22 protein-coding genes and 2 pseudogenes are annotated in these 24,714 nt (G+C 66.0%); 10 read left to right on the top strand and 14 right to left on the bottom strand.

Annotated features, from left to right (window positions below; genetic code table 11):
- Positions 1-45: 45 nt before the first annotated feature.
- Positions 46-1,671: an NAD+ synthase gene (locus tag MBENS4_RS04230; RefSeq protein ID WP_039388985.1), complete on the bottom strand. Its 1,626-nt coding sequence runs from the start codon at positions 1,669-1,671 to the stop codon at positions 46-48.
- A gap of 222 nt (positions 1,672-1,893) precedes the next feature.
- Positions 1,894-2,055 (bottom strand): hypothetical protein, encoded by a 162-nt coding sequence (locus MBENS4_RS26065; protein WP_162853555.1) that lies wholly within the window; start codon positions 2,053-2,055, stop codon positions 1,894-1,896.
- Positions 2,056-2,222: 167 nt separating this feature from the next.
- Between MBENS4_RS26065 and MBENS4_RS04235 the strand changes: the two are divergent.
- The 5 genes and pseudogenes from MBENS4_RS04235 (at position 2,223) to metH (ending at position 8,514) form a co-directional block, all read left to right on the top strand.
- Positions 2,223-3,223, top strand: a pseudogene (locus MBENS4_RS04235) (ArsR/SmtB family transcription factor).
- 87 nt (positions 3,224-3,310) lie between these two features.
- Positions 3,311-4,240: a methylenetetrahydrofolate reductase [NAD(P)H] gene (gene metF / locus MBENS4_RS04240; protein ID WP_039388986.1), complete on the top strand. Its 930-nt coding sequence runs from the start codon at positions 3,311-3,313 to the stop codon at positions 4,238-4,240.
- Positions 4,240-5,286, top strand: coding sequence for a homocysteine S-methyltransferase family protein (locus tag MBENS4_RS04245; protein WP_039388988.1), 1,047 nt, complete (start codon positions 4,240-4,242; stop codon positions 5,284-5,286). Before metF ends, MBENS4_RS04245 begins: the two co-directional genes overlap by 1 nt.
- Positions 5,287-5,302: 16 nt before the next feature.
- Positions 5,303-5,845: a GNAT family N-acetyltransferase gene (locus MBENS4_RS04250; protein WP_039388990.1), complete on the top strand. Its 543-nt coding sequence runs from the start codon at positions 5,303-5,305 to the stop codon at positions 5,843-5,845.
- Positions 5,846-5,865: 20 nt separating this feature from the next.
- On the top strand, positions 5,866-8,514 hold the full coding sequence (metH, locus tag MBENS4_RS04255; RefSeq protein WP_039388992.1) for a methionine synthase: 2,649 nt from the start codon (positions 5,866-5,868) through the stop codon (positions 8,512-8,514).
- Positions 8,515-8,643: 129 nt separating this feature from the next.
- Here metH and MBENS4_RS04260 read toward each other — a convergent pair whose 3' ends face one another.
- Positions 8,644-8,922 (bottom strand): hypothetical protein, encoded by a 279-nt coding sequence (locus MBENS4_RS04260; RefSeq protein ID WP_039388994.1) that lies wholly within the window; start codon positions 8,920-8,922, stop codon positions 8,644-8,646.
- A gap of 345 nt (positions 8,923-9,267) precedes the next feature.
- Positions 9,268-9,423, bottom strand: a complete 156-nt coding sequence (locus tag MBENS4_RS26070) for a hypothetical protein (RefSeq protein WP_199904340.1) — start codon at positions 9,421-9,423, stop codon at positions 9,268-9,270.
- Positions 9,424-9,798: 375 nt separating this feature from the next.
- Between MBENS4_RS26070 and recQ the strand changes: the two genes are divergently transcribed.
- Positions 9,799-11,496 carry a DNA helicase RecQ gene (gene recQ, locus MBENS4_RS04270; RefSeq protein ID WP_242404772.1) on the top strand — a complete coding sequence of 566 codons (1,698 nt, stop codon included), beginning with the start codon at positions 9,799-9,801 and terminating at the stop codon, positions 11,494-11,496.
- Positions 11,497-11,642: 146 nt separating this feature from the next.
- Here the strand turns inward: recQ and MBENS4_RS04275 are convergent, their stop codons facing one another.
- Positions 11,643-13,100 carry a L,D-transpeptidase family protein gene (locus MBENS4_RS04275; RefSeq protein WP_039388998.1) on the bottom strand — a complete coding sequence of 486 codons (1,458 nt, stop codon included), beginning with the start codon at positions 13,098-13,100 and terminating at the stop codon, positions 11,643-11,645.
- A 172-nt stretch (positions 13,101-13,272) separates the two neighbouring features.
- On the opposite strand from MBENS4_RS04275, the gene MBENS4_RS27340 reads away from it, so the two are divergent.
- The 3 genes and pseudogenes from MBENS4_RS27340 (at position 13,273) to acnA (ending at position 17,054) form a co-directional block, all read left to right on the top strand.
- Positions 13,273-13,749: an EamA family transporter gene (locus MBENS4_RS27340; protein WP_340140788.1), complete on the top strand. Its 477-nt coding sequence runs from the start codon at positions 13,273-13,275 to the stop codon at positions 13,747-13,749.
- Positions 13,746-14,225 carry an EamA family transporter gene (locus MBENS4_RS27345; protein ID WP_340140789.1) on the top strand — a complete coding sequence of 160 codons (480 nt, stop codon included), beginning with the start codon at positions 13,746-13,748 and terminating at the stop codon, positions 14,223-14,225. Before MBENS4_RS27340 ends, MBENS4_RS27345 begins: the two co-directional genes overlap by 4 nt.
- A 155-nt stretch (positions 14,226-14,380) precedes the next feature.
- Positions 14,381-17,054 (top strand): annotated as a pseudogene (acnA, locus tag MBENS4_RS04285) (aconitate hydratase AcnA).
- A gap of 378 nt (positions 17,055-17,432) precedes the next feature.
- Here the strand turns inward: acnA and MBENS4_RS24580 are convergent.
- The 8 genes from MBENS4_RS24580 to MBENS4_RS04330 all read right to left on the bottom strand — a co-directional run bounded on the left by MBENS4_RS24580 (position 17,433) and on the right by MBENS4_RS04330 (position 23,736).
- The gene (locus tag MBENS4_RS24580; protein ID WP_084591941.1) at positions 17,433-18,281 is read right to left on the bottom strand and encodes a hypothetical protein; all 849 of its coding nucleotides are present in this window, start codon (positions 18,279-18,281) and stop codon (positions 17,433-17,435) included.
- A gap of 256 nt (positions 18,282-18,537) precedes the next feature.
- The gene (gene ruvB / locus MBENS4_RS04300; RefSeq protein ID WP_039389000.1) at positions 18,538-19,581 is read right to left on the bottom strand and encodes a Holliday junction branch migration DNA helicase RuvB; all 1,044 of its coding nucleotides are present in this window, start codon (positions 19,579-19,581) and stop codon (positions 18,538-18,540) included.
- The gene (locus MBENS4_RS04305; protein WP_340140791.1) at positions 19,581-20,009 is read right to left on the bottom strand and encodes a DsrE family protein; all 429 of its coding nucleotides are present in this window, start codon (positions 20,007-20,009) and stop codon (positions 19,581-19,583) included. The genes ruvB and MBENS4_RS04305 overlap by 1 nt, the downstream gene beginning before the upstream one ends.
- 110 nt (positions 20,010-20,119) lie before the next feature.
- Positions 20,120-20,734, bottom strand: a complete 615-nt coding sequence (ruvA, locus tag MBENS4_RS04310) for a Holliday junction branch migration protein RuvA (protein WP_039389004.1) — start codon at positions 20,732-20,734, stop codon at positions 20,120-20,122.
- A gap of 55 nt (positions 20,735-20,789) precedes the next feature.
- The gene (ruvC, locus tag MBENS4_RS04315) at positions 20,790-21,266 is read right to left on the bottom strand and encodes a crossover junction endodeoxyribonuclease RuvC (RefSeq protein ID WP_039389006.1); all 477 of its coding nucleotides are present in this window, start codon (positions 21,264-21,266) and stop codon (positions 20,790-20,792) included.
- A 133-nt stretch (positions 21,267-21,399) separates the two neighbouring features.
- Positions 21,400-22,164: a YebC/PmpR family DNA-binding transcriptional regulator gene (locus MBENS4_RS04320; RefSeq protein ID WP_039389008.1), complete on the bottom strand. Its 765-nt coding sequence runs from the start codon at positions 22,162-22,164 to the stop codon at positions 21,400-21,402.
- Between the two features lie 131 nt (positions 22,165-22,295).
- Positions 22,296-22,493, bottom strand: coding sequence for a hypothetical protein (locus tag MBENS4_RS04325; protein ID WP_039389010.1), 198 nt, complete (start codon positions 22,491-22,493; stop codon positions 22,296-22,298).
- A gap of 124 nt (positions 22,494-22,617) precedes the next feature.
- The gene (locus MBENS4_RS04330; RefSeq protein WP_039389012.1) at positions 22,618-23,736 is read right to left on the bottom strand and encodes an NADH:flavin oxidoreductase; all 1,119 of its coding nucleotides are present in this window, start codon (positions 23,734-23,736) and stop codon (positions 22,618-22,620) included.
- A gap of 156 nt (positions 23,737-23,892) precedes the next feature.
- On the opposite strand from MBENS4_RS04330, the gene MBENS4_RS04335 reads away from it, so the two are divergent.
- Positions 23,893-24,273 (top strand): winged helix-turn-helix transcriptional regulator, encoded by a 381-nt coding sequence (locus MBENS4_RS04335; RefSeq protein WP_039389014.1) that lies wholly within the window; start codon positions 23,893-23,895, stop codon positions 24,271-24,273.
- A 31-nt stretch (positions 24,274-24,304) separates the two neighbouring features.
- Here the strand turns inward: MBENS4_RS04335 and MBENS4_RS04340 are convergent, their stop codons facing one another.
- Entirely contained in the window at positions 24,305-24,622 is a 318-nt protein-coding gene (locus MBENS4_RS04340) for a heavy metal-binding domain-containing protein (RefSeq protein ID WP_039389016.1), read from the bottom strand.
- Positions 24,623-24,714: the final 92 nt, after the last annotated feature.

Raw genomic sequence — 24,714 nt, forward strand, 5'->3', positions numbered from 1 at the left:
ATTCGCCGGTTTCACGTTGCCGCGGCCCGGCTCGTCGTTCATCCCTCAGCTGCGAAACGCATGAGTGATCGGATAGCGCCGATCCCGACCGAAATTTCTTGGGGACAGTTTCACGCCCGGCGGCGACTGGCGGCGCAGGGCTTCGCTCGCATGCAGACGCTCCTCGATCTGGCGCAGGACCGCGCGGGGAAATCCGTCCGCGACCATCTGGTCGATGCTCTTGTCGTGCTCGACAAGGCCGAACAGCATGGCATCCAGGCGCCCCGCGTCGTCCACGCCGTCGGGAAGCGGCGGCGTGCGGGCCAGAATCGAGGCGGTAAAGATCGTCCCCTCCGGCCCCAGCCCGATGTGCGGGATCGCGCCATTTCGCCATGTGGCAAGCATGGCGACCGTCGTCGCGTAGGCATCCTTGAGCGGACTGTAACCGCCCGTGGCGCTTGCGCAGGAGGGCGCGCGGCCAAGGCTGAAATCGCTCTTTGTCGCCGAAGAGAGCAGCATCGCGCCCTGGCTCTCGGCAAACGCCCCAAGCACCAGCGCGCGCATGCGTGCGGCAAGCCGCTCGCCCGCCTCCCGCTCAGGGCCGACGAAACAGACATCCAGGGCCTCCAAGGCCTCTGCGATGCGCGAATCGAGCGTGATCTCCCGGCACCTGGCGCCAAGGCTGTCCGCACAGGCCCGCGCATCGTCCAGCGCCTGCGCGCCGCCTGCCAACGGCGGGACCAGCGCCAGGGTCACGCATTCAGGCCCAAGCGCATCAACCGCCAGTGCCGCCACCAACGCCGAATCGCGCGCGCCATCGAGGCCCACCACCACGCCCTCGCACGCACTGCGTTCCACGAAGTCGCGCAGCGCCAGAACCATGGCGCAGTAGATCGTCTCGGGCTGGGGCGTCTCCTGCGCCAGATCGCCCCGGTCGCAGCGCCAGCCACGCGCGGTGCGGGTCCACGAGGTCTGCAGGACCTGCTCCTCCCAGTCCCGCGCACGCGCAGCGAGCTGGCCATTGCCATTGACGACGAAGCTGCCGCCATCGAAGACGAGCTCGTCCTGTCCGCCCACGCGGTTGAGATAGGCCAGCGGGATGCCGGTATCGCCCGCCCGGCGCCGGGCTATCCCCTCGATTCGCAGGGCTTCCTTGTTGATCTCGTAAGGGCTGCCGTTGATGCAGATGAACATCTCGGCGCCGAAGTCGGCAAGGTGACGGCACACGTCCGGGCGCCAGATATCCTCGCAGATCGGCACCCCGATCATGGTGCCGCGCAGGATCACCGGCTCGGGCAAGGGGCCGGGCTGGAACAGGCGCATTTCATCGAACGTGCCGTAGTTGGGGAGCTCGTGCTTGAAGCGCACCGCCGCGATCCGCCCCTGGTCGAGCAACGCCACCCCATTGTGCAGCGCACCATCCCGCACGAAGGCCGATCCCACCAGCATGGCTGGCCCATCATCGCCGCTCGCCTCGGCCAGCCGTTCAAGCTGGGCAGCCGCCTTTTCGACCAGCGCGGGCTTGAGCACTAGGTCCTCGGGCGGGTAGCCGATCAGGTGGAGTTCGGGAAAAACGACAAGGTCCGCATCGCGCGCCTCACGTCGGGCCGCCAGAATCGAATCCGCATTGGCGCCGATATCGCCGACCGACTGGTTGAGCTGACCAAGCGCGATCCGGAAAGCATCGAGCATGGGATCAGGTGATGCCGCATTGCAGCGCATCGCGCAAATGTCTTCGAAGTTCGGCGCGCATCGTTTGCAAAAACATGGGCCGAAAACGAAAAACCCTCCCCGAAAGGGGAGGGTCTTTGTCCACTTGGCTTAAGTGGGTCTTTCCGATGTCCCGGCCGAAACCGGGTGGAAAGCCGCGGAGGGCCGCCGGAACACGAGGCGCCGGCCAGCCCTCCAAACGGATTACATCGCCTCGGTCGGAACCTCGGTCGGAGCGTCCGTCGCCATCATGTCACCGGGCACGGTCTCAACCGACTCGGTGGCTTCCGGAGCCGGAGTCTCGCCACAAGCTGCGAGAGCCAGAGCGGCAGCCGACGCGAACGCGGCGAAAGCAATCTTCTTCATGCGAATCCCCTTGCATTGTTTGGCCCACGGGCCAACGCTTGCAGGCAAGCCTGCGGAGGCCTCTTTAAACGAGACGATGGTGCAACGCAAATAGGAAGTATGGGGGGCGGAAGTGGCCTCAAACCTTGGGGTTGCACGCATATAAAGATATCTTTATATCCACCCGCATGCAAATTGACCCACTTCTGAGGGCCCTTTCGGAGCCGACGCGCCTGCGCATCATGCGTTTGCTGGCGCACATGGAGCTTTCCGTGGGCGAACTTGCGCAAGTGCTGGGCCAGAGCCAGCCGCGTGTTTCGCGCCATGTGCGAATCCTGTGCGACGCGGGACTGTCCGAACGCCGCAAGGAAGGCAGCTGGGTCTTCCTGCGCACGGCCGTGAGCGAAACTTCCGAGCCCGAGATGGGGGCGGCCGCCGCGCGCCTGCTCACCATTGCCGAGCGCGACGACCCCGAATTTGCGCATCGCTGCCGCGATGACCGCCGCCAGCTCGCCTCGATCCGCGAGCGCGCGAGGCCAATGCACAGGCCTATTTCGCGCGCCACGCGCCGGAATGGGATACCCTGCGCCAGCTCCACGGCGCCGACGAGCCGGTCGAGGCTGCGCTCATCGCCGCACTCGGCTGCGCGCCGGGCAATCAGACCGGAAAGCTGGGCGCCCTGCTCGACATCGGCACCGGCACCGGCCGCATGGCCGAACTTCTGGCCGAAAGCGCAAGCCACGTCACCGCGCTCGACCGCAACCCGGAGATGCTCCAGATCGCACGGGCCCGGCTCCAGGCGCTGCCCGCCGACAAGGTCGACCTGGTGCGCGGCGATTTCGTCGACCTGCCTTTCGATTCGGGCAGCTTCGACACCGTGCTGTTCCACCAGGTGCTCCACTTCGCGCCCTCGCCCGGCCCCGTCCTCGACGAAGCCGCGCGCGTCACGCGTGCAGGCGGGCGCATCGCCATCGTCGATCTGGCCGCGCACGAGCGCGAGGAACTTCGCGAGCGCCATGCCCACGCCCGACTCGGGTTTTCCGATGCTCAGATGGCCTCGCTCATGGCCGACGCGGGTTTCGCGCCCGCCCCGCCCATTGCCCTTCCGGGTGACACCCTGACGGTGAAGATCTGGACTGCCGAGCGCCTGCCCTGCCCTGCCCCTACGCCTGCCCCGGCATCTGCCTGAAACGCCGGTTTACCTGCCCTTTGCCACGACTGTGCCCTTGAAGAGGCGCCCTTGCCCCAAGCGGCCCAAGCGAAAGATTGCGAAGCGATGACTGTTACGACCCGACCCGCCGAAGCTGCCACGTCCGCCCCCTGCGGCGATACGCCGCTGTTCGGCGAAATGGCCGGAGACATTGCGGTCTCCTACGAGTTCTTTCCGCCCAAGACCGAGAAGATGGAGGCCCAGCTGTGGGACGCCATCACCGAACTGGCGCCTCTGGCCCCCAAATTTGTCTCGGTCACCTATGGCGCGGGCGGCTCGACGCGCGAGCGCACCCACGCGACGGTCGCGCGCATCCGCCGCGAAACGGATCTGGTCCCCGCTGCACACCTTACCTGCGTCGCGGCCAGCAAGGGCGAGATCGACGAGATCGCCGATGAATACTGGGACGCGGGCGTGCGCCATATTGTCGCCCTGCGTGGCGATCCCCAGCCCCAGGACAACGGCGTCTTCCGCGCCCACCCCGAAGGTTACGCCAGCGCCGCAGCGCTTGTCGAAGGGCTGAGGAAGCGCCACGATTTCGAGATCTCGGTCGCCGCCTATCCCGAAATGCACCCCGAGGCATCGAGCGCGCAGAGCGACCTCGACAACCTCAAGCGCAAGATCGATGCGGGCTCCACGCGCGCGATCACGCAGTTCTTCTTTTCGGCCGACGCCTATTTCCGCTTCCTCGACAAGGCCTTGGCCGCGGGCATCACCGCGCCGATCGTGCCCGGCATCATGCCCGTCACCAACTTCGCCGCGATCCGCCGCATGTCCGCGAACACCGAGATCCCCACCTCGCTCGAATCGCTCTTCGCCGATCTGGACGAACGCCCCGGCCCGCGCGCGCTGGTCGCCGCCGTCGCCGCGGCCGACCTGTGCAAGCGCCTCTACGACGGGGGCGTGCGCAACTTCCATTTCTACACGCTCAACAAGGCCGACCAGACCTACGCGATCTGCCAGCTGCTCGGCCTGCGCCCCAAGGAGACCGTCTGATGACGCCCCGTGATGCCTTCGAGGAGCAGGCCCGCCGCCGCATCCTCATTACCGACGGGGCCTTTGGCACCGAGATCCAGAACTGGAAGCTCTCCGAGGCCGACTACGCGGGCGATCTGGATCTGGGCCACGACCAGAAGGGCAACAACGACATCCTCGCGCTCACCAAGCCCGAAGTGCCCGAAGCCATCCACCGCGCCTACTTCGAGGCTGGCGCGGACATTGCCGAGACCAACACCTTCTCGGCCAACCGCATCAGCCAGGCCGATTACGGCGCACAGGGGCTCGTGCGCGAGATCAACGTCGCCTCCGCCCAGCTTGCGCGCAAGGTTGCCGACGAGTTCACCGCGAAGGACGGGCGCCCCCGATTCGTTGCGGGCGCCATCGGCCCCACCAACAAGACCCTCTCGCTCAGCCCCGACGTCAACGACCCGGGCTATCGCGAGATCGACTGGGACACGCTTGTCGATGTCTACAAGGAACAGGCCGCAGCGCTCGTCGAAGGCGGCGCCGACTTCATCCTGATCGAGACCGTGTTCGACACGCTCAACGCCAAGGCCGGGATCATGGCCGTGCGCCAGCTCGAGGCCGAACTGGGCCACGAGGTTCCGATCATGCTCTCGATGACGCTGACCGACCTGTCGGGCCGCAACCTCTCGGGCCACACGGTCGAGGCGTTCTGGCACGCGGTGCGCCATGCCAGGCCGCTCACCATCGGGCTCAACTGCTCGTTCGGTGCGACCCAGCTGCGCCCGCACGTCAAGGTTCTCTCCGAGATCGCCGACAGCCTCATCATGATCTACCCCAACGCCGGGCTTCCCAACGAACTGGGTGCCTATGACGAAATGCCCGAAACCACGGCAGGCTTCGTCAGGGAATGGGCCGACGCGGGCCAGGTCAACGTGCTGGGCGGCTGCTGCGGATCGACGCCCGCGCACATCGCCGAGATCGCCAAGGCGGTGGAGGGCCTGCCGCCCCGCCGCGTGCCCGAGCTTGCCCCCGTGACCCGCCTCGCCGGGCTCGAACCCTTCACCATGGCCGCCTGACGCAAAGACACCTTACATGACGAACATGCCTATCTGGCGCATCCGGGTTGCCACGCCCGAGGATGCGGAAACTCTCTCGCTCATTGGCTCGGCCACGTTCCTGGAGGCCTTCGCAGGCGTCGTCCACGGCCAGGGTCTTCTGGGCCACTGCCGCACCTCGCATTCGGCCGAGACCTACCGCCGCTATCTGGAGAGCGGCGCGCGGATCTGGCTCGCCGAAGTCGAACCGGGCCACGCGCCGGTAGGCTATGCCCTCACCTGCACGCCCGAGCTTGACCAGGCGAAGGACGGCGACGTGGAACTGAAGCGCATCTACGTGCTGGCCAAGTTCCAGGGCACCGTGATCGCGAGCGCACTCATGCGCAATGTCCTGGAAGCCGCGCAGGCCGACGGACACAAGCGCCTGCTGCTGGGCGTCAAGAACGACAACCAGCGGGCCTTGAGCTTCTACGCCAAGAACAACTTCGAGACGATCGGCTCACGCAGCTTCGATGTCGGCGGCGTGATCTACGACGACTTCGTGCTGGCGCGCCCGCTCGCCGCACTCGCCACCACCTGACCGGATCCCGGGGGGACACCATGACCGAGACTTCCGCCTCTGCCGCCACGCCCGCTTCGGCCTCGGGCTCGCGCTTCGTCAACATCGGCGAGCGCACCAACGTCACCGGCTCTGCCAAGTTCAAGAAGCTGATCATGGCTGGCGACTATGCGACCGCGGTCGAAGTCGCGCGCCAGCAGGTCGAGAACGGCGCGCAGGTCATCGACATCAACATGGACGAGGGCCTGCTCGACGCGCTCGAGGCGATGACCACCTTCCTCAACCTGATCGCGGCCGAGCCGGACATCGCGCGCGTGCCGATCATGATCGATTCGTCGAAATGGGACGTGATCGAGGCGGGCCTCAAGTGCGTCTCGGGCAAGCCCATCGTCAATTCGATCTCGATGAAGGAAGGCGAGGAACTCTTCCTCAAGCAGGCGCGCACCTGCATGGCCTATGGCGCGGCCGTGGTCGTCATGGCCTTCGACGAGACCGGGCAGGCCGACACCAAGGCGCGCAAGGTGGAAATCTGCACCCGCGCCTACAAGCTGCTGACCGGCATCGGTTTTCCGCCCGAAGACATTATCTTCGACCCCAACGTCTTTGCCGTGGCCACCGGCATCGAGGAGCACGACCGCTACGCGCTCGACTTCATCGAGGCCGTCGCCGAGATCAAAGCCGCCTGCCCCCACGTCCACTTCTCGGGCGGGCTTTCCAACCTCTCGTTCTCCTTCCGCGGCAACGAGACGGTGCGCCGCGCGATGCACTCGGTCTTCCTCTACTACGCGATCCCCGCCGGGCTCGACATGTCGATCGTGAACGCAGGCCAGCTTGACGTCTACGACCAGATCGACCCCGCCTTGCGCGAAGCCTGCGAGGACGTGATCCTGATGCGCACGCCCAAGGCGGGCGGCGAGCAGACCGCGACCGAGCGCCTGATCGAACTGGCCGAAAGCTTCAAGGGCAAGGACAAGGCGCAGGAAAAGGCCACGCAGGAGTGGCGCACCTGGGAGCCGGTCAAGCGCATCGAGCACGCGCTCGTGCGCGGCATCGACGCGCACATCGTCGACGACACCGAAGAGGCGCGCCAAGCGATCTTCGCAGCGGGCGGACGCCCGATCGAGGTGATCGAAGGGCCGCTCATGGACGGCATGAATGTCGTGGGCGACCTGTTCGGCTCGGGCAAGATGTTCCTGCCCCAGGTGGTGAAGTCCGCGCGCGTGATGAAGAAGGCGGTCGCCCACCTCATCCCCTTCATCGAGGCGGAAAAGGACGCCAATTCCAAGGCCAAGGGCCGGATCATCATGGCCACCGTCAAGGGCGACGTCCATGACATCGGCAAGAACATCGTGGGCGTCGTGCTCCAGTGCAACGGCTACGAGGTCATTGACTTGGGCGTCATGGTCCCCTGGTCCACGATCCTGGAGACCGCGCAGAAGGAAGACGTCGACATCATTGGCCTCTCCGGCCTCATCACGCCTTCCTTGGACGAGATGGTGACGGTCGCCGAGGAGATGCAGCGCGCGGACATGAAGATCCCGCTCCTCATCGGCGGGGCGACCACCTCCAAGGTCCACACCGCACTGCGCATCGACCCGGCCTATACGGGCGCGGTCATCCACGTGCTCGACGCCAGCCGCGCGGTCGGCGTCGCCTCGCAGCTCCTCTCCGACACACAGGCCGAGGGCTACATCGAATCCGTCGCCATCGACTACGAGAAGGTGCGCGAGGCCCGCGCGGGCAAGGGCAAGCGCGACGTCCTGCCCATCGCGGACGCGCGCGCCAACGCCTTCAAGCCGGACTTCGCCGACAAGGCGCCCGCGCCGATGCAGCCCGGCCTCCACGTCTTCGAGGACTGGGACCTTGCAGACCTTCGCGAAACCTTCGACTGGACGCCCTTCTTCCGCGCCTGGGAACTGGCGGGCACCTACCCAGCCATCCTCAACGATGAAGTGGTGGGCGAAAGCGCGCGCAATCTCTTCGAGGATGCGCAGAAGATGCTCGACACCATCGTCGAGGAGAAGTGGCTGACGGCCCGGGGCGTCTGTTCGTTCTGGGAATGTCACCAGGACGGCGACGACATCCTGCTTGCCGATGGCACGCGCCTTCCCATGCTCCGCCAGCAGGTCGAAAAGTCACGCGACCGCGCCAACTTCTGCCTCTCCGACTTCGTCGATCCGGCGGGCGACTGGCTGGGCGGCTTTGCCGTGGGCATCCATGGCATCGATGAACACATCGCCCGCTTCAAGGCCGCGCACGATGATTATTCCGACATCCTCCTGAAAGCCCTGGCCGACCGCTTCGCCGAAGCCTTTGCCGAGCGTCTGCACCAGCACGTGCGCACCACGCTCTGGGGCTATTCGCCCGACGAGCAGCTCACCAACGAGGCGCTCATCCGTGAGCAGTACCGCGGCATCCGCCCGGCCCCCGGCTACCCGGCCTGCCCGGACCATTCGCTGAAGCCGATCCTGTTCGATCTCCTGCGCGCGCAGGACACTGCCGGGATCACGCTCACCGAAAGCCAGGCCATGTTGCCGACTTCGGCCGTCTCGGGCTTCTACTTCGCACACCCCGAGAGCCAGTACTTCGGCGTCGCGCGCATCGGGCGCGACCAGTTGGAGGATTACGCAGGGCGGCGCGGCATCGACATCGCCACGGCCGAACGCTGGCTGCGCCCCAACCTCGACTGATCGGAACACGAAAAGAGGCGCCGTCCACACCCAGGGGAAGAGGTGGACGGCGCCGGGAAAGCCTGTCGGCGTGGTCTTGTGCCGTTGTGCGGGGCAAAGCCGTGTTCGGCGGCCGCCCCACCGGCACACTCAGTGGACCAGCGGCGGACCGGCAGGCTTCATCTGGGCAATAGGGGTGGGCTTCGCCGCTCGGGCATCGCCCACGATACGCATTTCGACCGTGAGCAGCGCAAACGCGGCTTCAGCCCCGAAGTGGACGAGTTCGTTGATGATCGGATCGGTCGCGACGCCCTGTTCCTGCGCAAGCGCCTTGAGTGTGCGCGCCAGTTCGGCGAATTCACATTCGTTCAACCAGGCCGTGTGGCATTCTTCGAAACGCACACGCGCATCCTGCAGCATCGCTCCCATGACTTGTACCTCTTCCCGTATTGTCCTTGCGGTTCCTGTGGCGACCTCGATTCAATCGATTGCATAACATTTCAGTGCACCGCGTCGATCGAGTGATGCCAAGTATCCGCCAAGCGATCCAAGAAACGCTGAAATAGGCCATGCGGGCTTACCCGCGTGTCATCTGAAAGAGAAAGTTACCACGCCTCGGCGCCGATCTTCGCGGGGTCGCCGCGGAAGGAAAACAAGTCTTGGCCGAAGGGATGAGACCGAAAGGGCCAAATGCCCCTCACCGATGGCGTGCCCTTGGCAGGCCATCCCCCGCCCCCACGCACCATGGTCTGCGTGGGAGGGGCACGGTGGGGTTCAGAACAGGCGGTCGAGCAGACGGCCGAACAGGCCGCGGTCACCGTCCATGGGCTGGATCGGACCATAAGTGTGGAGGCGCTGATGCGCGTCACGATGCGCCCGCGGCAGGATCGATTCGTGCGGGCGACTGGAATGGTAAACGTAAGACGACATGATGTGATCTCCATGAACCAGTTGTCGTGAAATAAACTCGCCGCAGCCGAAAAAGTGCCCGTCAATCGTCGCAAACGCACGTTCCATCTTCGCAAGCCCCCATCTCCCCGCGAGTCGCCCCAAGAGGCGAAAAGCGGAGGAAAGCGCCTCTGGCACGGGTTCCGCGATGGGCCCGGCTCTGCCATAAGCTGCCCCCGTGAACGACGACGACTGGCCCTTCGAGACGACCTTCTACGGCGATGATGATGACTGGCAGAGCGACCTTGCCCCGCCCGTCGACAACACGCCCGCCGCGCCCCCGTCTGCCGAGCGCGTGCGCGAGCGCTGCAGGCGACCTTCGGCTTTTCGGGCTTTCGCGGGGTCCAGGACCAGGTGGTGGACCGCGTGCTCCAGGGGCAGTCCACGCTGGCGGTGATGCCCACCGGCGCGGGCAAGTCCCTCACCTACCAGCTGCCCGCCGTGCTTCTCGAAGGCACCTGCGTGGTCGTCTCCCCGCTGATCGCGCTAATGCACGACCAGCTGCGCTCCGCGCGGGCCAACGGCATCCGCGCAGCAACCCTTACCAGCGTCGATGCCGACTGGCGCGAGACGCTCGACGCGTTCCGCGCAGGCCAACTCGACCTTCTCTACATCGCGCCCGAGCGGGCGAGCCAGCCCGCCTTCCGTGACTTGCTGGCAAGCACCCGCATCTCGCTCTTTGCCATCGACGAGGCGCACTGCGTTTCGGAATGGGGGCATGACTTCCGGCCCGACTACCGCCTGCTCAAGCCGCTTCTCGACGCCTTCCCGCAGGTCCCCCGCCTCGCATTGACCGCGACGGCCGACCGCCACACCCGCGCCGACATCCTGACCCAGCTCGGGATCGGCGAGGACGGCCTCATCGTCGCCGGGTTCGACCGCCCCAACATCCGCTACGCGATCCGCCCGCGCGACAGCGTGGCACGCCAGTTGAAGGGCGTGATCGACGAGAACCCGGGGCCCGGCATCATCTACGCGCCCACCCGCGCGCGCGTGGAACAACTTGCCGATACGCTCGCAAAGTCAACCGGCCGCCCGGTCCTGCCCTACCATGCCGGGTTGCCCTCGGAAGTCCGCCAGAAGAACCAGGCGGCCTTCGTGGCGAGCGAGGACATGGTGATGGTCGCGACCGTCGCCTTCGGCATGGGCATCGACAAGCCCGACGTGCGCTTCGTCGCTCATGCGGGCATCCCCAAGTCGATCGAAGGCTATTACCAGGAAACGGGCCGCGCCGGGCGCGACGGCGATCCTTCGGTCGCCGTCATGTTCTGGGGCGCGGACGACTTTGCCCGCGCGCGCATGCGTCTCGCCGAAGTCGACGAGGCGCGCCAGCACAGCGAACGCCAGCGCCTTGAATCGCTCGCCGGGCTGATCGAGACCGCCGACTGCCGCCGCGCCGTCCTCCTGCGCCACTTCGGCGAGGAACCGCCGGCCAAGTGCGGCAACTGCGACACCTGCCTGGAACCCGTCGACGTGATCGACGCGACGACGCTGGCGCAGAAGCTGCTTTCGGCGGTCTACCGCACCGGACAGACCTATGGCCTCGGCCACCTCGAGAAGGTGCTGACGGGCGTCACGGATGACCGCGTGCTCCAGCGCGGGCACGACCAGCTGTCGGTCTTCGGCATCCTGCGCGAGGAGGAAAAGCCGATCCTCAAGGCTCTTGCCCGCGCCCTCCAGGCCCGGGGCAGCTTGATCCCCACCGAACACGGCGGACTGGCGCTTGGCAGCGATGCCCGCGAGATCCTCAAGAACGAGGCCGCCGTGATGATCGTGCGCCCGCCCAAGAAGGAACGCGGACGCCGGGGCCGCGGGGCGGACCAGACGCCCAACCCGGTCGGCGATCCGCTCTTCGATGCCCTGCGCGAACTACGCCGCGACCTCGCCAAGGACCAGGGCGTTCCGCCCTATGTCATCTTCCACGACGCGACCTTGCGCGAGATGGCCTCGATGCGCCCCTCCAGCCTTTCCGAACTGGGTTCGATCACGGGCGTGGGCAGCCGCAAGCTCGACGCCTACGGCGAGGAATTCCTCCACGTTCTCCAGCAGTTCTGAGGCAGAACAGACATTCCAGAGGCCATCGCCCTCGGACTCTCCTAACGGTCGACCTTACCTTGCGCACGCCAACTTGGCCGAGGAAGGTGAGATAGACAGTTTGGGGGTCCAAGGGGCAATGGCCCCTTGAACCAAATCCTTCTCACTTACAGCGGATTATCCAGCTTGATAATTTCTTCCTCGCTCTTGCGCTGGGAGGTCTTGAGCTGGCGGGGCTGCTGGAAGCTTTCCAGAACGGGCTTGTCGCGACCGTAGATGTCGCCGAAGGTTTCGAGGTTGCCTTCGATATCGCGCGCGATGGTGAAGTAGGTGAGATATACCGGGAATGTACGGGTCATCTCGACCTTGGTGTACTTGCCCGAGCGCGAGATGTCGGCCGCCTCGCTGCCCGACATGCCAGCCCCCAGGATCGCCATCGTCATGCCCAGTTCGACCGCGCGTTCGGTGCGGATGCAACCGTGGCTGTAGGCGCGCACTTCGTGGTTGAAATACTGCTTGGAGGGCGTGTCGTGCAGGAAGATCGCGTGCTCGTTGGGCATGTCGATCTTCATCATGCCCAACGAATTGTTCGGGCCCGGCTGCTGGACAACCCAGACGTTGCCGTTGGCGTCCTTGGTGGCCTTGTAGCCCGCATTGCGCGCCCAGGTCGGGTTGTTGAGCACCTTCTGACCCAGACCCTCGCCCTTCACGATCGATTGCGGCACGGTCCAGGTCGGGTTGAACACGACCGCTGTGACCGTTTCGGCCAGCTGCGGCGTCGCAGTGCGCCCCGGCTTGCCGACGACCGTCTTGTAGGTACGGATGATCTTGTTCTTGACCGTGAGGCGCAGCTGGAACTCGGGCACGTTGGTCAGGAGATAGACTTCACCCAGATCGCGCTTGAGCCAGCGCCAGCGATCCATGTTGGCCATGATAAGGAGACGCCGGTCCTTCTTCGCCTTGGGCGTGGCGGCCAGTTCTTCCTTGAGCGCAGCGTAGTCTGGAACAGTCGGCGCCAGCGCGGCAACGAGGCCGGGAATGTCGTGCGCGGCCAGTGCCTGGGCCATCACCTTGCCAGTGGGCATCTCATCGCGGTCGGGATCGACGGCGAACCACTGCACGCGCGCGGGCATGGGCGTGCGTCCGTCACGCAGGTCCTCAACCAGCCAGCCCAGGAGTTTGCTCGCCAGTCCGTCGAGCGCATCGCCCTCACCCGCCGCGATCGCGGCCTGGAGCGCTTCGGGCTGATAATCGGCCGGCAACAGGCCCTCGCTCCCGATCCCGCGGATCGTGGCAAGAAGATCCTGCGCGTCCGAGATATTCCAAGGCAGCACGGGCGCGGAGAGGAAGAGTTCCTGCACCACCGGCTCGGACGTGGTGCGCGTGGCCGTCCCCTCGCTCACCACGGTCGCAGTGGTCGGCGCGGGGGCGTTCTTCGGAGCGCGCGTAGGCGCGGAGCTCGGCGTCGATGTGGGAGAGGCCTGCGCGGCGGGCGAATGCGGGCGGGGCAGGATATCTTCGGGGCCGCTCTGCGCACGACTCTGCGCCAGCACCGGCTGGGCCAGGAGGGAGAGCGCCGAAAGACTCGAAAGAAGGCCACAGGCCTTGCGCTGGATGCTGCTCATTTTGCTTCGAAATCCGCCCGAATAGTACGTGTAGGCCGCATAGCGACCGTGCGCATCACGGCCACCGATCCGGCGATGTGAACGCCAGTATAGCACGTCCGTTCCGCATCGCGCCTGTCGCTACGATGAATTGCTTGCGAATAACCGACGCTTAACCCACAGAACCCGGGCCATGACGCAGCCTGCCCCCGCCTCCGATACCACCCCACCGGCCCCATCGGCCCTGCAGGCCGCGCTGCCGGTCCTTGCCGTGGTCGCAGGCATCGGAACCTTCAGCGCGATGGATGCGGCCATGAAAGGCGCCTCGATCGCGCTGGGCGTCTACACCGCGCTGCTCCTGCGCAACGCGCTGGGTACGCTCTTCGCCCTGCCGATCTGGCTCGCGACCCTGCGTGGCCCTCGCCCCGAGAGCACCCCCTTCTCACGTCGCCCAACGCTCGCGCGCCTGCGCCTCCACGCCTTTCGCGCCGGGGTGACCACCTGCATGGCGGCGCTCTTCTTCTATGGACTCGTGCGCATTCCCATGGCCGAGGTAATCGCGATCTCGTTCATCTCTCCGATCATCGCGCTGTTTCTGGCGGCCCTGCTGCTGGGAGAAGTCATCCGCCCCCAGGCGATCCTCGCCTCGCTGCTCGGCATCGCGGGGTGATCGTGATCGGCGGCGGGCGATTGGGAGCGCTCGACACCTCTCCCGAGACGTTGAAGGGGATCGCGGCCGTCCTGTGTTCGGCCGTGTTCTATGCCTTCAACCTCGTGCTGCAGCGCAAGCAGGCCCTCCTGGCAGGCCCCGGCGAGATCACGCTGTTCCAGAACCTGTTCTCGACGCTCCTCGTGGCCTTGCCCGCCCCCTGGCTCTTCCTCCTGCCCACAGGCCCGGTCTGGGGCCTGATCGCGGCGGGAGCCCTGCTCGCCACGCTCGCGCACCTGTTGCTTTCTTGGGGCTACGCGCGCGCCGAAACGCAAGTGCTGGTGCCGGTCGAGTACACCGGCTTTGTCTGGGCCGCCTTGCTGGGCTGGCTGTTCTTTGGCGAAAACGTGGCGCTTGCGACTGTTGCCGGAACGTTTCTGATCCTCGTCGGGTGCTGGGTCGGTACGAGAAACAAAGTTTCACAACCTACCCCCTAGACCTATGCAGGAGGCCCTGCCTCTTGACCTTGCGCCTTTCAGCGCGCATCGGCGAGCCGACGAACCCGTCTGTCGCGTTGCAACACGCCCGAGGACCATGCGTTCAAGGGCGTGAACCCAAGCGTCGGACATCACAGGAAGGGAACAACGCCCACATGACCCAGGTCGGACAGGATACGCTCGGTACCCGGAGCACCATGACCGCCGGCGGCAAGACCGTCGCCTACTACTCGTTCAAGAAAGCCGCCGAAAAGATCGGCGACGTATCGCGCCTGCCCTTCTCGATGAAGGTGCTGCTCGAGAACATGCTGCGCTTCGAGGACGGTGGCTTCACGGTCTCGACCGACGACATCCAGGCTGTGGCTGACTGGCAGAAGAACCCGGTCACCGGCTCGGAAATCCAGTACCGTCCGGCCCGCGTCCTTCTCCAGGACTTCACCGGCGTTCCCTGCGTCGTCGACCTTGCCGCGATGCGTGATGGCATTGCCGCGCTCGGTGGCGACACCAGCAAGATCAACCCCCAGGTTCCCGTCAACCTCGTGATCGACCACTCGGTCATGGTCGACGAATTCGGCACGCCCAAGGCGTTCGAACAGAACATGGAGATCGAGTACCAGCGCAACATGGAGCGCTACGACTTCCTCAAGTGGGGTTCCAAGTCGCTCGACAACTTCTACGCCGTCCCCCCGGGCACCGGCATCTGCCACCAGGTCAACCTCGAGAACATCGCGCAGAGCGTGTGGACCGAGAACGACCAGAACGGCGAAATCGTCGCTTACCCCGACACCTGCGTCGGCACCGACAGCCACACCACCATGGTCAATGCCTGGGCGTCCTTGGCTGGGGCGTGGGCGGCATCGAAGCCGAAGCGGCCATGCTTGGCCAGCCCGTCTCGATGCTCATCCCCGAAGTCGTCGGCTTCAAGTTCACGGGTGAACTGAAGGAAGGCGTGACCGCCACCGACCTCGTGCTGACCTGCACCAACATGCTGCGCAAGCACGGCGTGGTCGGCAAGTTCGTCGAATACTACGGCGAAGGCCTTGCCACGCTCAGCCTCGCCGACCGTGCGACGCTGGCCAACATGGCCCCGGAATACGGCGCGACCTGCGGCTTCTTCGGCATCGACGAGAAGACCCTCGAATACCTGCGCCTCACCGGCCGCGAAGAAGGCCAGATCGAACTGGTCGAAGCCTACGCCAAGGAGCAGGGCTTCTGGATGGATCCCTCGAACCCCGAGCCGGTCTTCTCCTCCAGCCTCGAACTCGACCTCTCGACCGTCGTGCCCTCGCTCGCCGGCCCGAAGCGTCCGCAGGACAAGGTCGTCCTCACCGAGGTCGACGATGTCTTCAACAAGGACATGGCCGAGCTCTACAAGCGTGACCGCAAGTCGGTCGACGTCGATGGCGCGGACTACAAGCTGACCGACGGCGACGTGATGATCGCCGCGATCACCTCGTGCACCAACACCTCGAACCCCTCGGTTCTGGTCGCCGCCGGCCTCGTTGCCAAGAAGGCCGACGAGCTGGGCCTGAAGCCCAAGCCCTGGGTCAAGACCTCGCTGGCTCCCGGCTCGCAGGTCGTCACCGACTACCTCGAGAAGGCCGGCCTCCAGTCGCACCTCGACAACGTCGGCTTCAACCTTGTCGGCTACGGCTGCACCACCTGCATCGGCAACTCGGGTCCGCTCGCCGAGCCCCTGTCGAAGGCGATCAACGAGAACGACCTGGTCGCCTCGGCGGTCATCTCGGGTAACCGCAACTTCGAAGGCCGCGTGTCGCCGGACGTTCGCGCCAACTTCCTGGCCTCGCCGCCGCTCGTCGTCGCCTACGCTCTGAAGGGCACCGTGGTGGAAGACTTCACCACCACCCCGATCGGCACCGGCAAGGACGGCCAGGACGTGTTCCTCAAGGACATCTGGCCGACCAACGAGGAAGTGACCACCACGATGAACGCGTGCGTGGATCGCGAGATGTTCCAGGCCCGCTACGCCGACGTCTACAAGGGCGACGAGCACTGGCAGGCGATCAACGTCACCGGTTCGGAAACCTACGCGTGGAAGCCGGCTTCGACCTATGTCGCCAACCCGCCGTACTTCGAGGGCATGGAAATGACCCCGGCGCCGGTTTCGGACATCATCGAAGCCAAGCCGCTCCTCATCCTGGGCGACTCGGTCACCACCGACCACATCTCGCCCGCCGGTTCGATCAAGGCGGACAGCCCGGCCGGTGAATGGCTCATGGAGCACCAGGTCGCCAAGGCCGACTTCAACTCCTACGGCTCGCGCCGTGGCCACCACGAAGTATGATGCGCGGCACCTTCGCCAACATCCGCATCAAGAACGAGATGGTCCCGGGCACCGAAGGCGGCTACTCGTCGTACAAGGGCGAAACCATGGCCGTCTACGACGCCGCGGTGAAGCACGCGGCCGACGGCACGCAGCTCGTGGTCGTGGCCGGCAAGGAATACGGCACCGGCTCGTCGCGTGACTGGGCGGCCAAGGGCACCAACCTGCTGGGCGTGCGCACCGTCATCGTCGAGAGCTTCGAGCGCATCCACCGCTCGAACCTGGTCGGCATGGGCGTGCTTCCGCTCCAGTTCAAGGACGGTGACACCCGCGAGACGCTCGGCCTGACCGGCGACGATGCCTTCACTATCAAGGGCGTTGCCAACCTCAAGCCGCGCCAGGACGTCGAAGTCGAAGTGACCCGTGCGGACGGTTCGACCTTCACGTTCACCGCTCTGTGCCGCATCGACACGGCCAACGAGCTGGAATACTACATGAACGGCGGCATCCTTCAGTACGTGCTGCGCAAGCTCGCAGCCGACTGATCCGGCGCTCAGCCGAGGCCCTCACCGGCCTTTCGAAAACCCCGTCCGGCACACGCCGGGCGGGGTTTTCCGCGTTTGGGGACGGGTAAGGAAAGGAACGGGAGAAGAAAGAAGTGATACCGAGGGCCTTGGCCCTTGGGCCCCACGACTGTCGAGCGCAAGGCACGCACGCGATTTCGCCGCGACACACGAGAGATCGACAAGCCGATTGCCCGCCGCCCCGGCTCAGGACACGATCAGCCCCCTCGCCTTTCGCCGCGAAGGCGGCGCGCGAGAGCTGAGGTCGACATTATGGGGAGCCCGAGGGCAATCGCCCTCGGATCACTCCTTCCCTCTGCCTTGATTTTTGGAATGCGCGGAAGTCCCGCAGACCGCGCCTCAGGCGCGAACGGTGTCCTTGCCCCGGCGCGCCAGGCGGCTGCGGGCGAAGAGCGCGGCGGCCGCAGCCCCGAAGAGGATCAGCATCGGGGGTTCAGGCACATCTGTGGGCGGCGGCGGTGCTGGCGGCGCGCCCCCGCCGGTCGTCGATCCGCCAGTGGTCGTGGTGGTATCGCCGCCGGTGGAGGTCGAGGTGCTGGTCGAGCTGCTCGTCGAACTCGACGTGCTGGAGCTCGTACTCGTGCTCGTGTCGCCGCCCGAGCTTGTCGACGTGCTCGTGGTGGTCGAGCCATCGTCGCCCCCCGAACTGGTCGAAGTGCTGGTGCTGGTCGTCGTCGAACCCTCGCCGCCCGAAGAGGATGATGAGGAGGAGGACGAGGACGACGAGGAACTGGAGCTGGACGAAGACGAGCTGCTCGACGTCGAGCCACCGGTCGTGGTCGAGGTGATGACAACGTTGCCGCCGCTCGACCCGCCGCCTCCGAAGAAGCCTCCGAAGAAACCGCCACCAAAGCCCCCGACAGGACCGCCGCCAATCACCACCGGGGTACCGCCGCTGCCGCCTGCGGGCATCGGGGTCGGGGCGGGCGGAATGTAGGGCGGGGGCACCGGGACCATCGCCAGCGGCGGGTCCTCGGGCGGCTTGACGATTTCGCGCACGCGGCGGGTGGTGCGCGGCCTTTCCTTGGGAATGAGGCGCTTTGCCGGACGTGCGACCTTCGCCTGCTTGAGCTTGCGGTACTCGGTCGTCTCCGACTGGGTCTCGGCAACGTGAACCGCGCCTCCACCGATCACGGCGCAGCCCGCAGCGCAGGCGGACAGTTTGGCAATGGCGGTACGGATCGACATAAACGTTGCTCTCTGCGCAGGTCGTGCAGCCCTTGCGGACTGCGCCTCTACGGCTCTCCCGGATGCTTTGCTCGAATGCGGTTGCTAGCACACTCAAGGCAGAGAGGCGTTAACAGGGCAACGGCGTTAACCCTGTTTTCGTCCAGCTACAGCCAATTATCGCGCAATTGCGCGGCTGTTTCTAACCATGTGTTTCGAAACGGGACTTGTTTCGGGGGCAAGGGTAAACGCCTGCCCCCGGGTGTCCTGCGTGATTTCAGTCGGCCTGCGGACCTGCGGACGAATCGAAAAGCCCGCCCTGCGGCCCTGCCGGAGGCGTCAGGCCCAGGTGCTGCCAGCCCCGGTCGTTGAGGCAGCGCCCGCGCGCGGTGCGCGCCACGAGCCCAAGCTGGATGAGGTAGGGCTCGATCACTTCCTCGATCGTGTCGCGCGGCTCGGAGAGGCCCGCCGCCAGCGTCTCGACGCCCACCGGGCCACCCTTGTAGATATCCGCGATCATCATGAGGTAGCGCCGATCCTGCATGTCGAGACCGATCGAATCGACATCAAGGCGGGTCAGCGCGTCGTCGGCAATCGCCTGGGTAATGACGTCCGAGCCCGCGACATGGGCAAAGTCACGCACACGGCGCATGAGCCGTCCGGCCACGCGCGGGGTCCCGCGTGAACGGCGCGCGATCTCGGTCGCGCCGCCCTTGTCCATGCCGATGCCCAGCAGATTGGCGCCACGCGTCACCACGTGCTCAAGCTCAGGCACGGTGTAGAACTGCAGGCGCACCGGAATGCCGAAACGGTCGCGCAAGGGGGTCTGGAGCAGGCCCTGGCGGGTCGTCGCGCCGATCAGGGTGAAGGGCGGCAGGTCGATGCGCACCGAGCGCGCCGAGGGCCCTTCGCCGATGATGAGGTCGAGCGCGCGGTCCTCCATCGCGGGGTAAAGGACTTCCTCGACCACCGGATTGAGACGGTGGATCTCGTCGATGAAGAGGACGTCGCCGTGTTCCAGGTTGGTGAGCAGCGCGGCAAGGTCCCCTGCCTTGGCGATCACCGGCCCCGAAGTGGCGCGGAAACCCACGCCCAGCTCGCGCGCGACGATCTGGGCCAGCGTCGTCTTGCCCAGCCCCGGCGGGCCGAAAAAGAGCGTGTGGTCCATCGCCTCGCGGCGCGACTTGGCGCTTTCGATGAAGACGTGGAGGTTGTCCTTGGCCGCCTCCTGCCCGACGAAATCGGACAGCGTCTTGGGGCGCAACGCGGCATCGGCGTCTTCGGGCTGCGTCGCGGGCGAGAGGATGGGATTGTCGGTCATCAGAAGGGGTTCAGCGTGTAGCCGTCCTGTTGCAAGAGGGCGTGAGCGGTCATGGCCGAAAGCGCCAGCGCCACACCCGGAATGAGATCGGCCTTGGCAAGGCCCATGGCCGCCGCGCTCTGCCCGCACAGGATCACCCGAACGCCGTGATCGAGGAGCGCGCGGACCAATGGCGCGTTGGCGCTCTGCGCCCCGCCGCTACGCGCAGCGTACGCCTCTGGCGCAAGCAGGTCCGCGCCTGCCGGACCATGCACGACGAGCGCGACATGAATGCGTTCGCGCGGCACACCGGCAGCCACCTGCATGTTGATGAAGCGCGCCGCGCTGTCGATATGGCGGTTCACCTCACCCGGTGTCGCCGCCGCCGAGATATCGAAGGCAACCTTGAACTCGGCGTCGGCCGGGATCGGCAGGTCCGGTTCAACCAAGAAGGTCCGCCCGTACTCGGTAAAGACTGGCCCCGTGCGGGCGTCAGGCGCAGAAATGGCCGCGGCCGGAAGCAGCGCAATCAAAGCCGCCAGGAGAAACGACGCGCGCCTCACCCCGCCGCCTTCTTCAGCGCAACGCGCACAAGGTCGTTGAGCCCGGCATCCTCGCCCAGTTCGCCCACGGCCTGCGCGACGGCGGTGCTGGCGATGGCGGGCTTGAAGCCCAGGTTCTGGAGCGCGGAGACGGCGTCCGCGCTGGACGAGCCCGCCGGGCCCGCAACGCCCGAGGCCGCAATCCCCGGCGATCCGGGGGCAACCGGCATGCCGCCCGCCTTCTCCTTCAATTCGTTGACGATGCGCGTGGCGAGCTTGGGGCCGACCCCGTTGGCGCGCGCGACCATGGCGCTGTCCCCGCCCGCGCAGGCGCGCTGGAGTTCTTCGGTGGTCAGGACCGAGAGGATCGCGAGCGCGACCTTCGAGCCCACCCCCTGCACGGCGGTGAGGAGGCGGAACCAGTTGCGCTCGGCCGCCGAGGTGAAGCCGATCAGGCGCTGGTCGGTCTCGGACACCTGCATCTCGGTGTGCACCACGACCTTGTCGCCCCGGATGCCGAGGTGGTCGAGCGTGCGCGCCGAGCAGTGGACGAGATAGCCCACGCCGTTCACATCGATCACGGCCCAGTCGGGGCCCGTGTCATCCAGCAATCCAGTCAGCTTCGCGATCATGGTTTGTTCCTATGGCAGGAACGCCCCGGCATGACCAGACCAAACCGGCTAGTGCCTAGCGATGGCTTCCCAGCATGTTGGCGTGGGTGATTGCGACGGCAAGCGCGTCGGAGGCGTCCTCGCCCGCAAGCTGGACACCGGGCAGCAGGACCTTGAGCATATGCTGGATCTGCTTCTTGTCCGCCCCGCCGGTGCCGACGAGCGCCTTCTTGACGATCTTGGTCGAATATTCGGCCACCGGCAGCCCCGCGCGCGCGATGGCGAGCATGGCAACGCCGCGCGCCTGGCCCAGCTTCAGCGTCGATTGCGGGTTCACGTTGACGAAGACCTCCTCCACCGCGCCGGTATCGGGCCGGTGGTGGAGGATGACGTCGAGCAGCGCGCTGTCGAGCTCGACCAGACGCTCGGCCATCGAGGCCTTGGCGTTGGTACGGATCTGCCCGTTGGCCACGTGGCTGAGACGGCTGCCGCTCTTGGCGACAATTCCCCAGCCCGTGCAGGTAAGCCCGGGATCGAGCCCGATGATGATCATTTCAGACCACGTCCAGTTCGGCTCAGGCCGGAGCGAGAGCGGTGCTGTTCAAGAACCGGCGCGCAGCGTACCTTAGGGTACGTGAGCACCGGACGCGCAGAACAGGGCCGCTCGCAGCCCGGCATCAGCCGAATTAACCCAGCTTTTCCATAACTTCGTCGGAGATCTCGTAGTTCCCCCAGACGGTCTGGACATCGTCGTCGTCGTCGAGCGTGTCGATCAGCTTGAGAAGCGTGCCCGCGGTGTTCTCGTCGGCATCGACCTTGAGGTTGGGACGCCAGGCCAGCTTCACGCCTTCAGCTTCGCCCAGCACCTTCTCGAGTTCACCTGCAACTTCGTGGAGCGCTTCAGGCGCGCACCAGATCGCGTGGCTGCCCGGGTTCTCGTCGCCATCGCCCATCTCGCTCTCGACATCGTCGGCGCCCGCCTCGATGGCGGCTTCGAGGACCTTTTCCTCATCGCCGACGCTTGCCGGGTACTCGATCAGGCCGAGGCGTTCGAAGCCGTGCGAGACTGCACCGCTTGCCCCCAGGTTGCCGCCGTTCTTGGCAAAGGCGGTGCGCACGTTGGTCGCGGTGCGGTTGCGGTTGTCGGTCAGCGCCTCGACGATGATCGCGACGCCGCCCGGGCCATAGCCCTCGTAGCGCACTTCCTCGTAGTTCTCGGCATCACCCTTGGAGGCCTTGTCGATCGCGCGCTGGATGTTGTCCTTGGGCATCGACTGCGCCTTGGCGGCGTTGACCGCGGCGCGCAGGCGCGGGTTCATGTCCGGATCGGGCATGCCCATCTTGGCGGCCACGGTAATTTCGCGGCTCAGCTTGCTGAACTGCGCCGAGCGCTTCTTATCCTGCGCACCCTTGCGGTGCATGATGTTCTTGAATTTGGAATGGCCTGCCATCGGGTCCGCTCTTGTCTTGTGCCCGCCGCATGTAACCGAGGCTCTTGCCAGGCCAAGAAGGCCAGCGCGCGGCGGTACGGGGCGAGTCCGTTGGAAATTCGAGTTGGGCGCCCTTACAACAAGCCTGCCACCTAGAGCAACACTTGCCACCATCCCACGTCGCGCCAGGCGCCCATCTTCCAGCCGACCTCGCGGTAAATGCCCACCTGCGCGAGCCCCATCGCCTCGCGCAGGGCGACACGGCCCGCGTGGGGAAACGCGATCCCGGCGAAGCTCGCGCAAACGCCGGGACCGGCAGGCCAGGTCAGGAAGATGCTTCCGGGGGCCATCGCCCTCGGGCTCCCCAAACTGTCAGCCTCACCTCCCTGCCCCGACCTGGCGGAGGGATGTGAGGTTGCCTGGTCCGGGGTCAAGGGGCGATGGCCCCTTGAAAGAAGTCCTCGTCTTCTCTGCTCAGACCAGTTCGGCAAGCGCGGCCGGATCGAAGCCCTTGAGCCCGTCCGCCTCGCCACCGCGCACCTTGGCGACCCAGTCGGGGTTGGAAATCAGCGCACGGCCAATGGCGATAAGGTCGAACTCGTCGCGCTCCATGCGCGCGGTCAGCTGCTCAAGGCCCGTTGCCTTGGACGTCTCGCCCCCGAACGCGGCCAGGAACTCACCCGAGAGGCCGACCGAGCCGACGCTGATCGTGGTCGCGCCGGTGAGTTTCTTGGCCCAGCCGGCGAAGTTCAGGCCCTGCTCGCCATCGATCTCGGGGAACTCGGGCTCCCAGAAGCGGCGCTGCGAGCAGTGCAGGACATTCGCGCCCGCATCGACGAGCGGGGCCAGCCAGGACGTCATTTCCGCAGGCGTGGTGGCAAGCTTCACCGAGTAATCCTGCTGCTTCCACTGGCTGAGACGCAAGATGAGCGGGAAGTCCGGGCCGATCGCTTCGCGCACGGCCGCGACCACTTCGGCGGCCATGCGCGAACGCTCGGCAATCGTCGCCCCGCCGTAGCGGTCCTCACGCTGGTTGGTGCCGTCCCAGAAGAACTGGTCGATCAGGTAGCCGTGCGCGCCGTGCAGTTCGACCGTGTCGAAGCCCAGGCGCTTTGCGTCGGCCGCGGCCCGCGCAAAGGCGGCAACGGTGTCGGCGATGTCCTCCTCGCTCATGGCCTTGCCGCGCGGATCGCCGGGGCCGACGAGGCCCGAGGGGCTCTCGACCGGGGTCTCGGGTTCCCAGCCGCTCATGCCGCGCGTGGAGCCGGTGTGCCAGATCTGCGGGCCCATCCGGCCACCTGCGGCGTGAACCGCATCGACCACGCCCTTCCAGCCCGTGAGCGCCTCCTCACCATGGAAGAAGGGAATGCCCGGCTCGTTGCGCGAGTTGGGTCGGTCGATCACCGTGCCTTCCGAGAGGATCAGGCCCACCCCGCCCTCGGCCCGGCGGGCGTAGTAGGCGGCCTGCTCGGGGCCGACGATGCCGTTTTCGGCAAACGAGCGGGTCATCGGCGCCATGACAATGCGGTTGGCAAGGTCGAGGCCGCCGCGCTGGAAGGGCTGGAACAGGATGTCGGTGGCAGATGTGCTCATGGGAAGGGCTCCATCGGAACGAGGAATGGGGGAGAGATTGATTGAATGCCCGCCTAGGTATATATCTGATACCTGGGTTCAAGAACGCACCTTCAATTCGCCAGGTATCCTCAAGGATACCGCCCCTCGACCAACCGCCCTCCTGCGAGTTTCACGATGCCCCTGTGCCAGCATTTCTCGGTCGACTGCCCCAGCCGCAAGCTGTTTGAACAGATCGCGGACAAGTGGTCGATGATGGTCCTCACCGTCCTCGAACACGGGCCCGTGCGCTTCAACGCCATCAAGCGGCATCTGGAAGGCGTGACCCAGAAATCCCTGACGCAATGCCTGCGCAAGCTGGAGCGCAATGGCCTCGTCGAGCGCCAGGTCATCCCGGCCTCGCCGGTCGCGGTGGAGTACGGCCTGACCCCGCTCGGCCAATCGCTCCTGCCGCCCTTCAAGGCGCTCTATCTCTGGACGATCGACAACATGGCGCAAGTCGATGCTGCGCGTACGGACTTCGACCTGCGCCAGGAGGAGGCCCGGGTCAGCGCCTGACGCCCGAGCGAGGCCCGGGGACGCGCGCGGATCAGATCCGTACGGCCGTCCCCGAACAGCTGACCATCAGCATCGAGCCGGTCTTGCCCATCGTCTCGTAATCGATGTCGACCCCGATGACGGCATTGCCGCCAAGCCGCGCGGCCTCGGCTTCCATTTCGGCGAGCGCCTCCTTGCGGGCGCGCTGGAGCACCTGCTCGTACTTGCCCGAGCGGCCGCCCACGATATCGGTGATCGAGGCGAAGAGATCGCGGAAGATGTTGGCCCCCACGATGACCTCCCCGGTCACGACCCCGAAGTACTTCTGGACAGGCTGCCCCTCGATCAGTGGAGTGGTGGTGACAATCATCGGCAAGGCTCCCATGTAAGTGCGTGATCCAGGCCATTCCCGAAATGCAGCGGGAACACAACGCTTTGGCAAGAATCTATCGGTCAGGAGAT

The organism is Novosphingobium sp. MBES04 (assembly GCF_000813185.1).
Taxonomy (GTDB): domain Bacteria; phylum Pseudomonadota; class Alphaproteobacteria; order Sphingomonadales; family Sphingomonadaceae; genus Novosphingobium; species Novosphingobium decolorationis.

Coding starts and splice junctions, on each gene's coding strand:
- MBENS4_RS04325 (WP_039389010.1), bottom strand. CDS start 22,493: ATGGCCCCCGGAAGCATCTTCCTGACCTGGCCTGCCGGTCCCGGCGTT.
- MBENS4_RS04330 (WP_039389012.1), bottom strand. CDS start 23,736: ATGAGCACATCTGCCACCGACATCCTGTTCCAGCCCTTCCAGCGCGGC.
- MBENS4_RS26065 (WP_162853555.1), bottom strand. CDS start 2,055: ATGAAGAAGATTGCTTTCGCCGCGTTCGCGTCGGCTGCCGCTCTGGCT.
- metF (WP_039388986.1), top strand. CDS start 3,311: ATGACTGTTACGACCCGACCCGCCGAAGCTGCCACGTCCGCCCCCTGC.
- MBENS4_RS04340 (WP_039389016.1), bottom strand. CDS start 24,622: ATGATTGTCACCACCACTCCACTGATCGAGGGGCAGCCTGTCCAGAAG.
- MBENS4_RS04245 (WP_039388988.1), top strand. CDS start 4,240: ATGACGCCCCGTGATGCCTTCGAGGAGCAGGCCCGCCGCCGCATCCTC.
- MBENS4_RS27340 (WP_340140788.1), top strand. CDS start 13,273: ATGACGCAGCCTGCCCCCGCCTCCGATACCACCCCACCGGCCCCATCG.
- metH (WP_039388992.1), top strand. CDS start 5,866: ATGACCGAGACTTCCGCCTCTGCCGCCACGCCCGCTTCGGCCTCGGGC.
- MBENS4_RS04250 (WP_039388990.1), top strand. CDS start 5,303: ATGACGAACATGCCTATCTGGCGCATCCGGGTTGCCACGCCCGAGGAT.
- ruvC (WP_039389006.1), bottom strand. CDS start 21,266: ATGATCATCATCGGGCTCGATCCCGGGCTTACCTGCACGGGCTGGGGA.
- MBENS4_RS24580 (WP_084591941.1), bottom strand. CDS start 18,281: ATGTCGATCCGTACCGCCATTGCCAAACTGTCCGCCTGCGCTGCGGGC.
- MBENS4_RS26070 (WP_199904340.1), bottom strand. CDS start 9,423: ATGTCGTCTTACGTTTACCATTCCAGTCGCCCGCACGAATCGATCCTG.
- ruvB (WP_039389000.1), bottom strand. CDS start 19,581: ATGACCGACAATCCCATCCTCTCGCCCGCGACGCAGCCCGAAGACGCC.
- MBENS4_RS04335 (WP_039389014.1), top strand. CDS start 23,893: ATGCCCCTGTGCCAGCATTTCTCGGTCGACTGCCCCAGCCGCAAGCTG.
- MBENS4_RS04230 (WP_039388985.1), bottom strand. CDS start 1,671: ATGCTCGATGCTTTCCGGATCGCGCTTGGTCAGCTCAACCAGTCGGTC.
- MBENS4_RS04275 (WP_039388998.1), bottom strand. CDS start 13,100: ATGAGCAGCATCCAGCGCAAGGCCTGTGGCCTTCTTTCGAGTCTTTCG.
- MBENS4_RS04320 (WP_039389008.1), bottom strand. CDS start 22,164: ATGGCAGGCCATTCCAAATTCAAGAACATCATGCACCGCAAGGGTGCG.
- ruvA (WP_039389004.1), bottom strand. CDS start 20,734: ATGATCGCGAAGCTGACTGGATTGCTGGATGACACGGGCCCCGACTGG.
- MBENS4_RS04260 (WP_039388994.1), bottom strand. CDS start 8,922: ATGGGAGCGATGCTGCAGGATGCGCGTGTGCGTTTCGAAGAATGCCAC.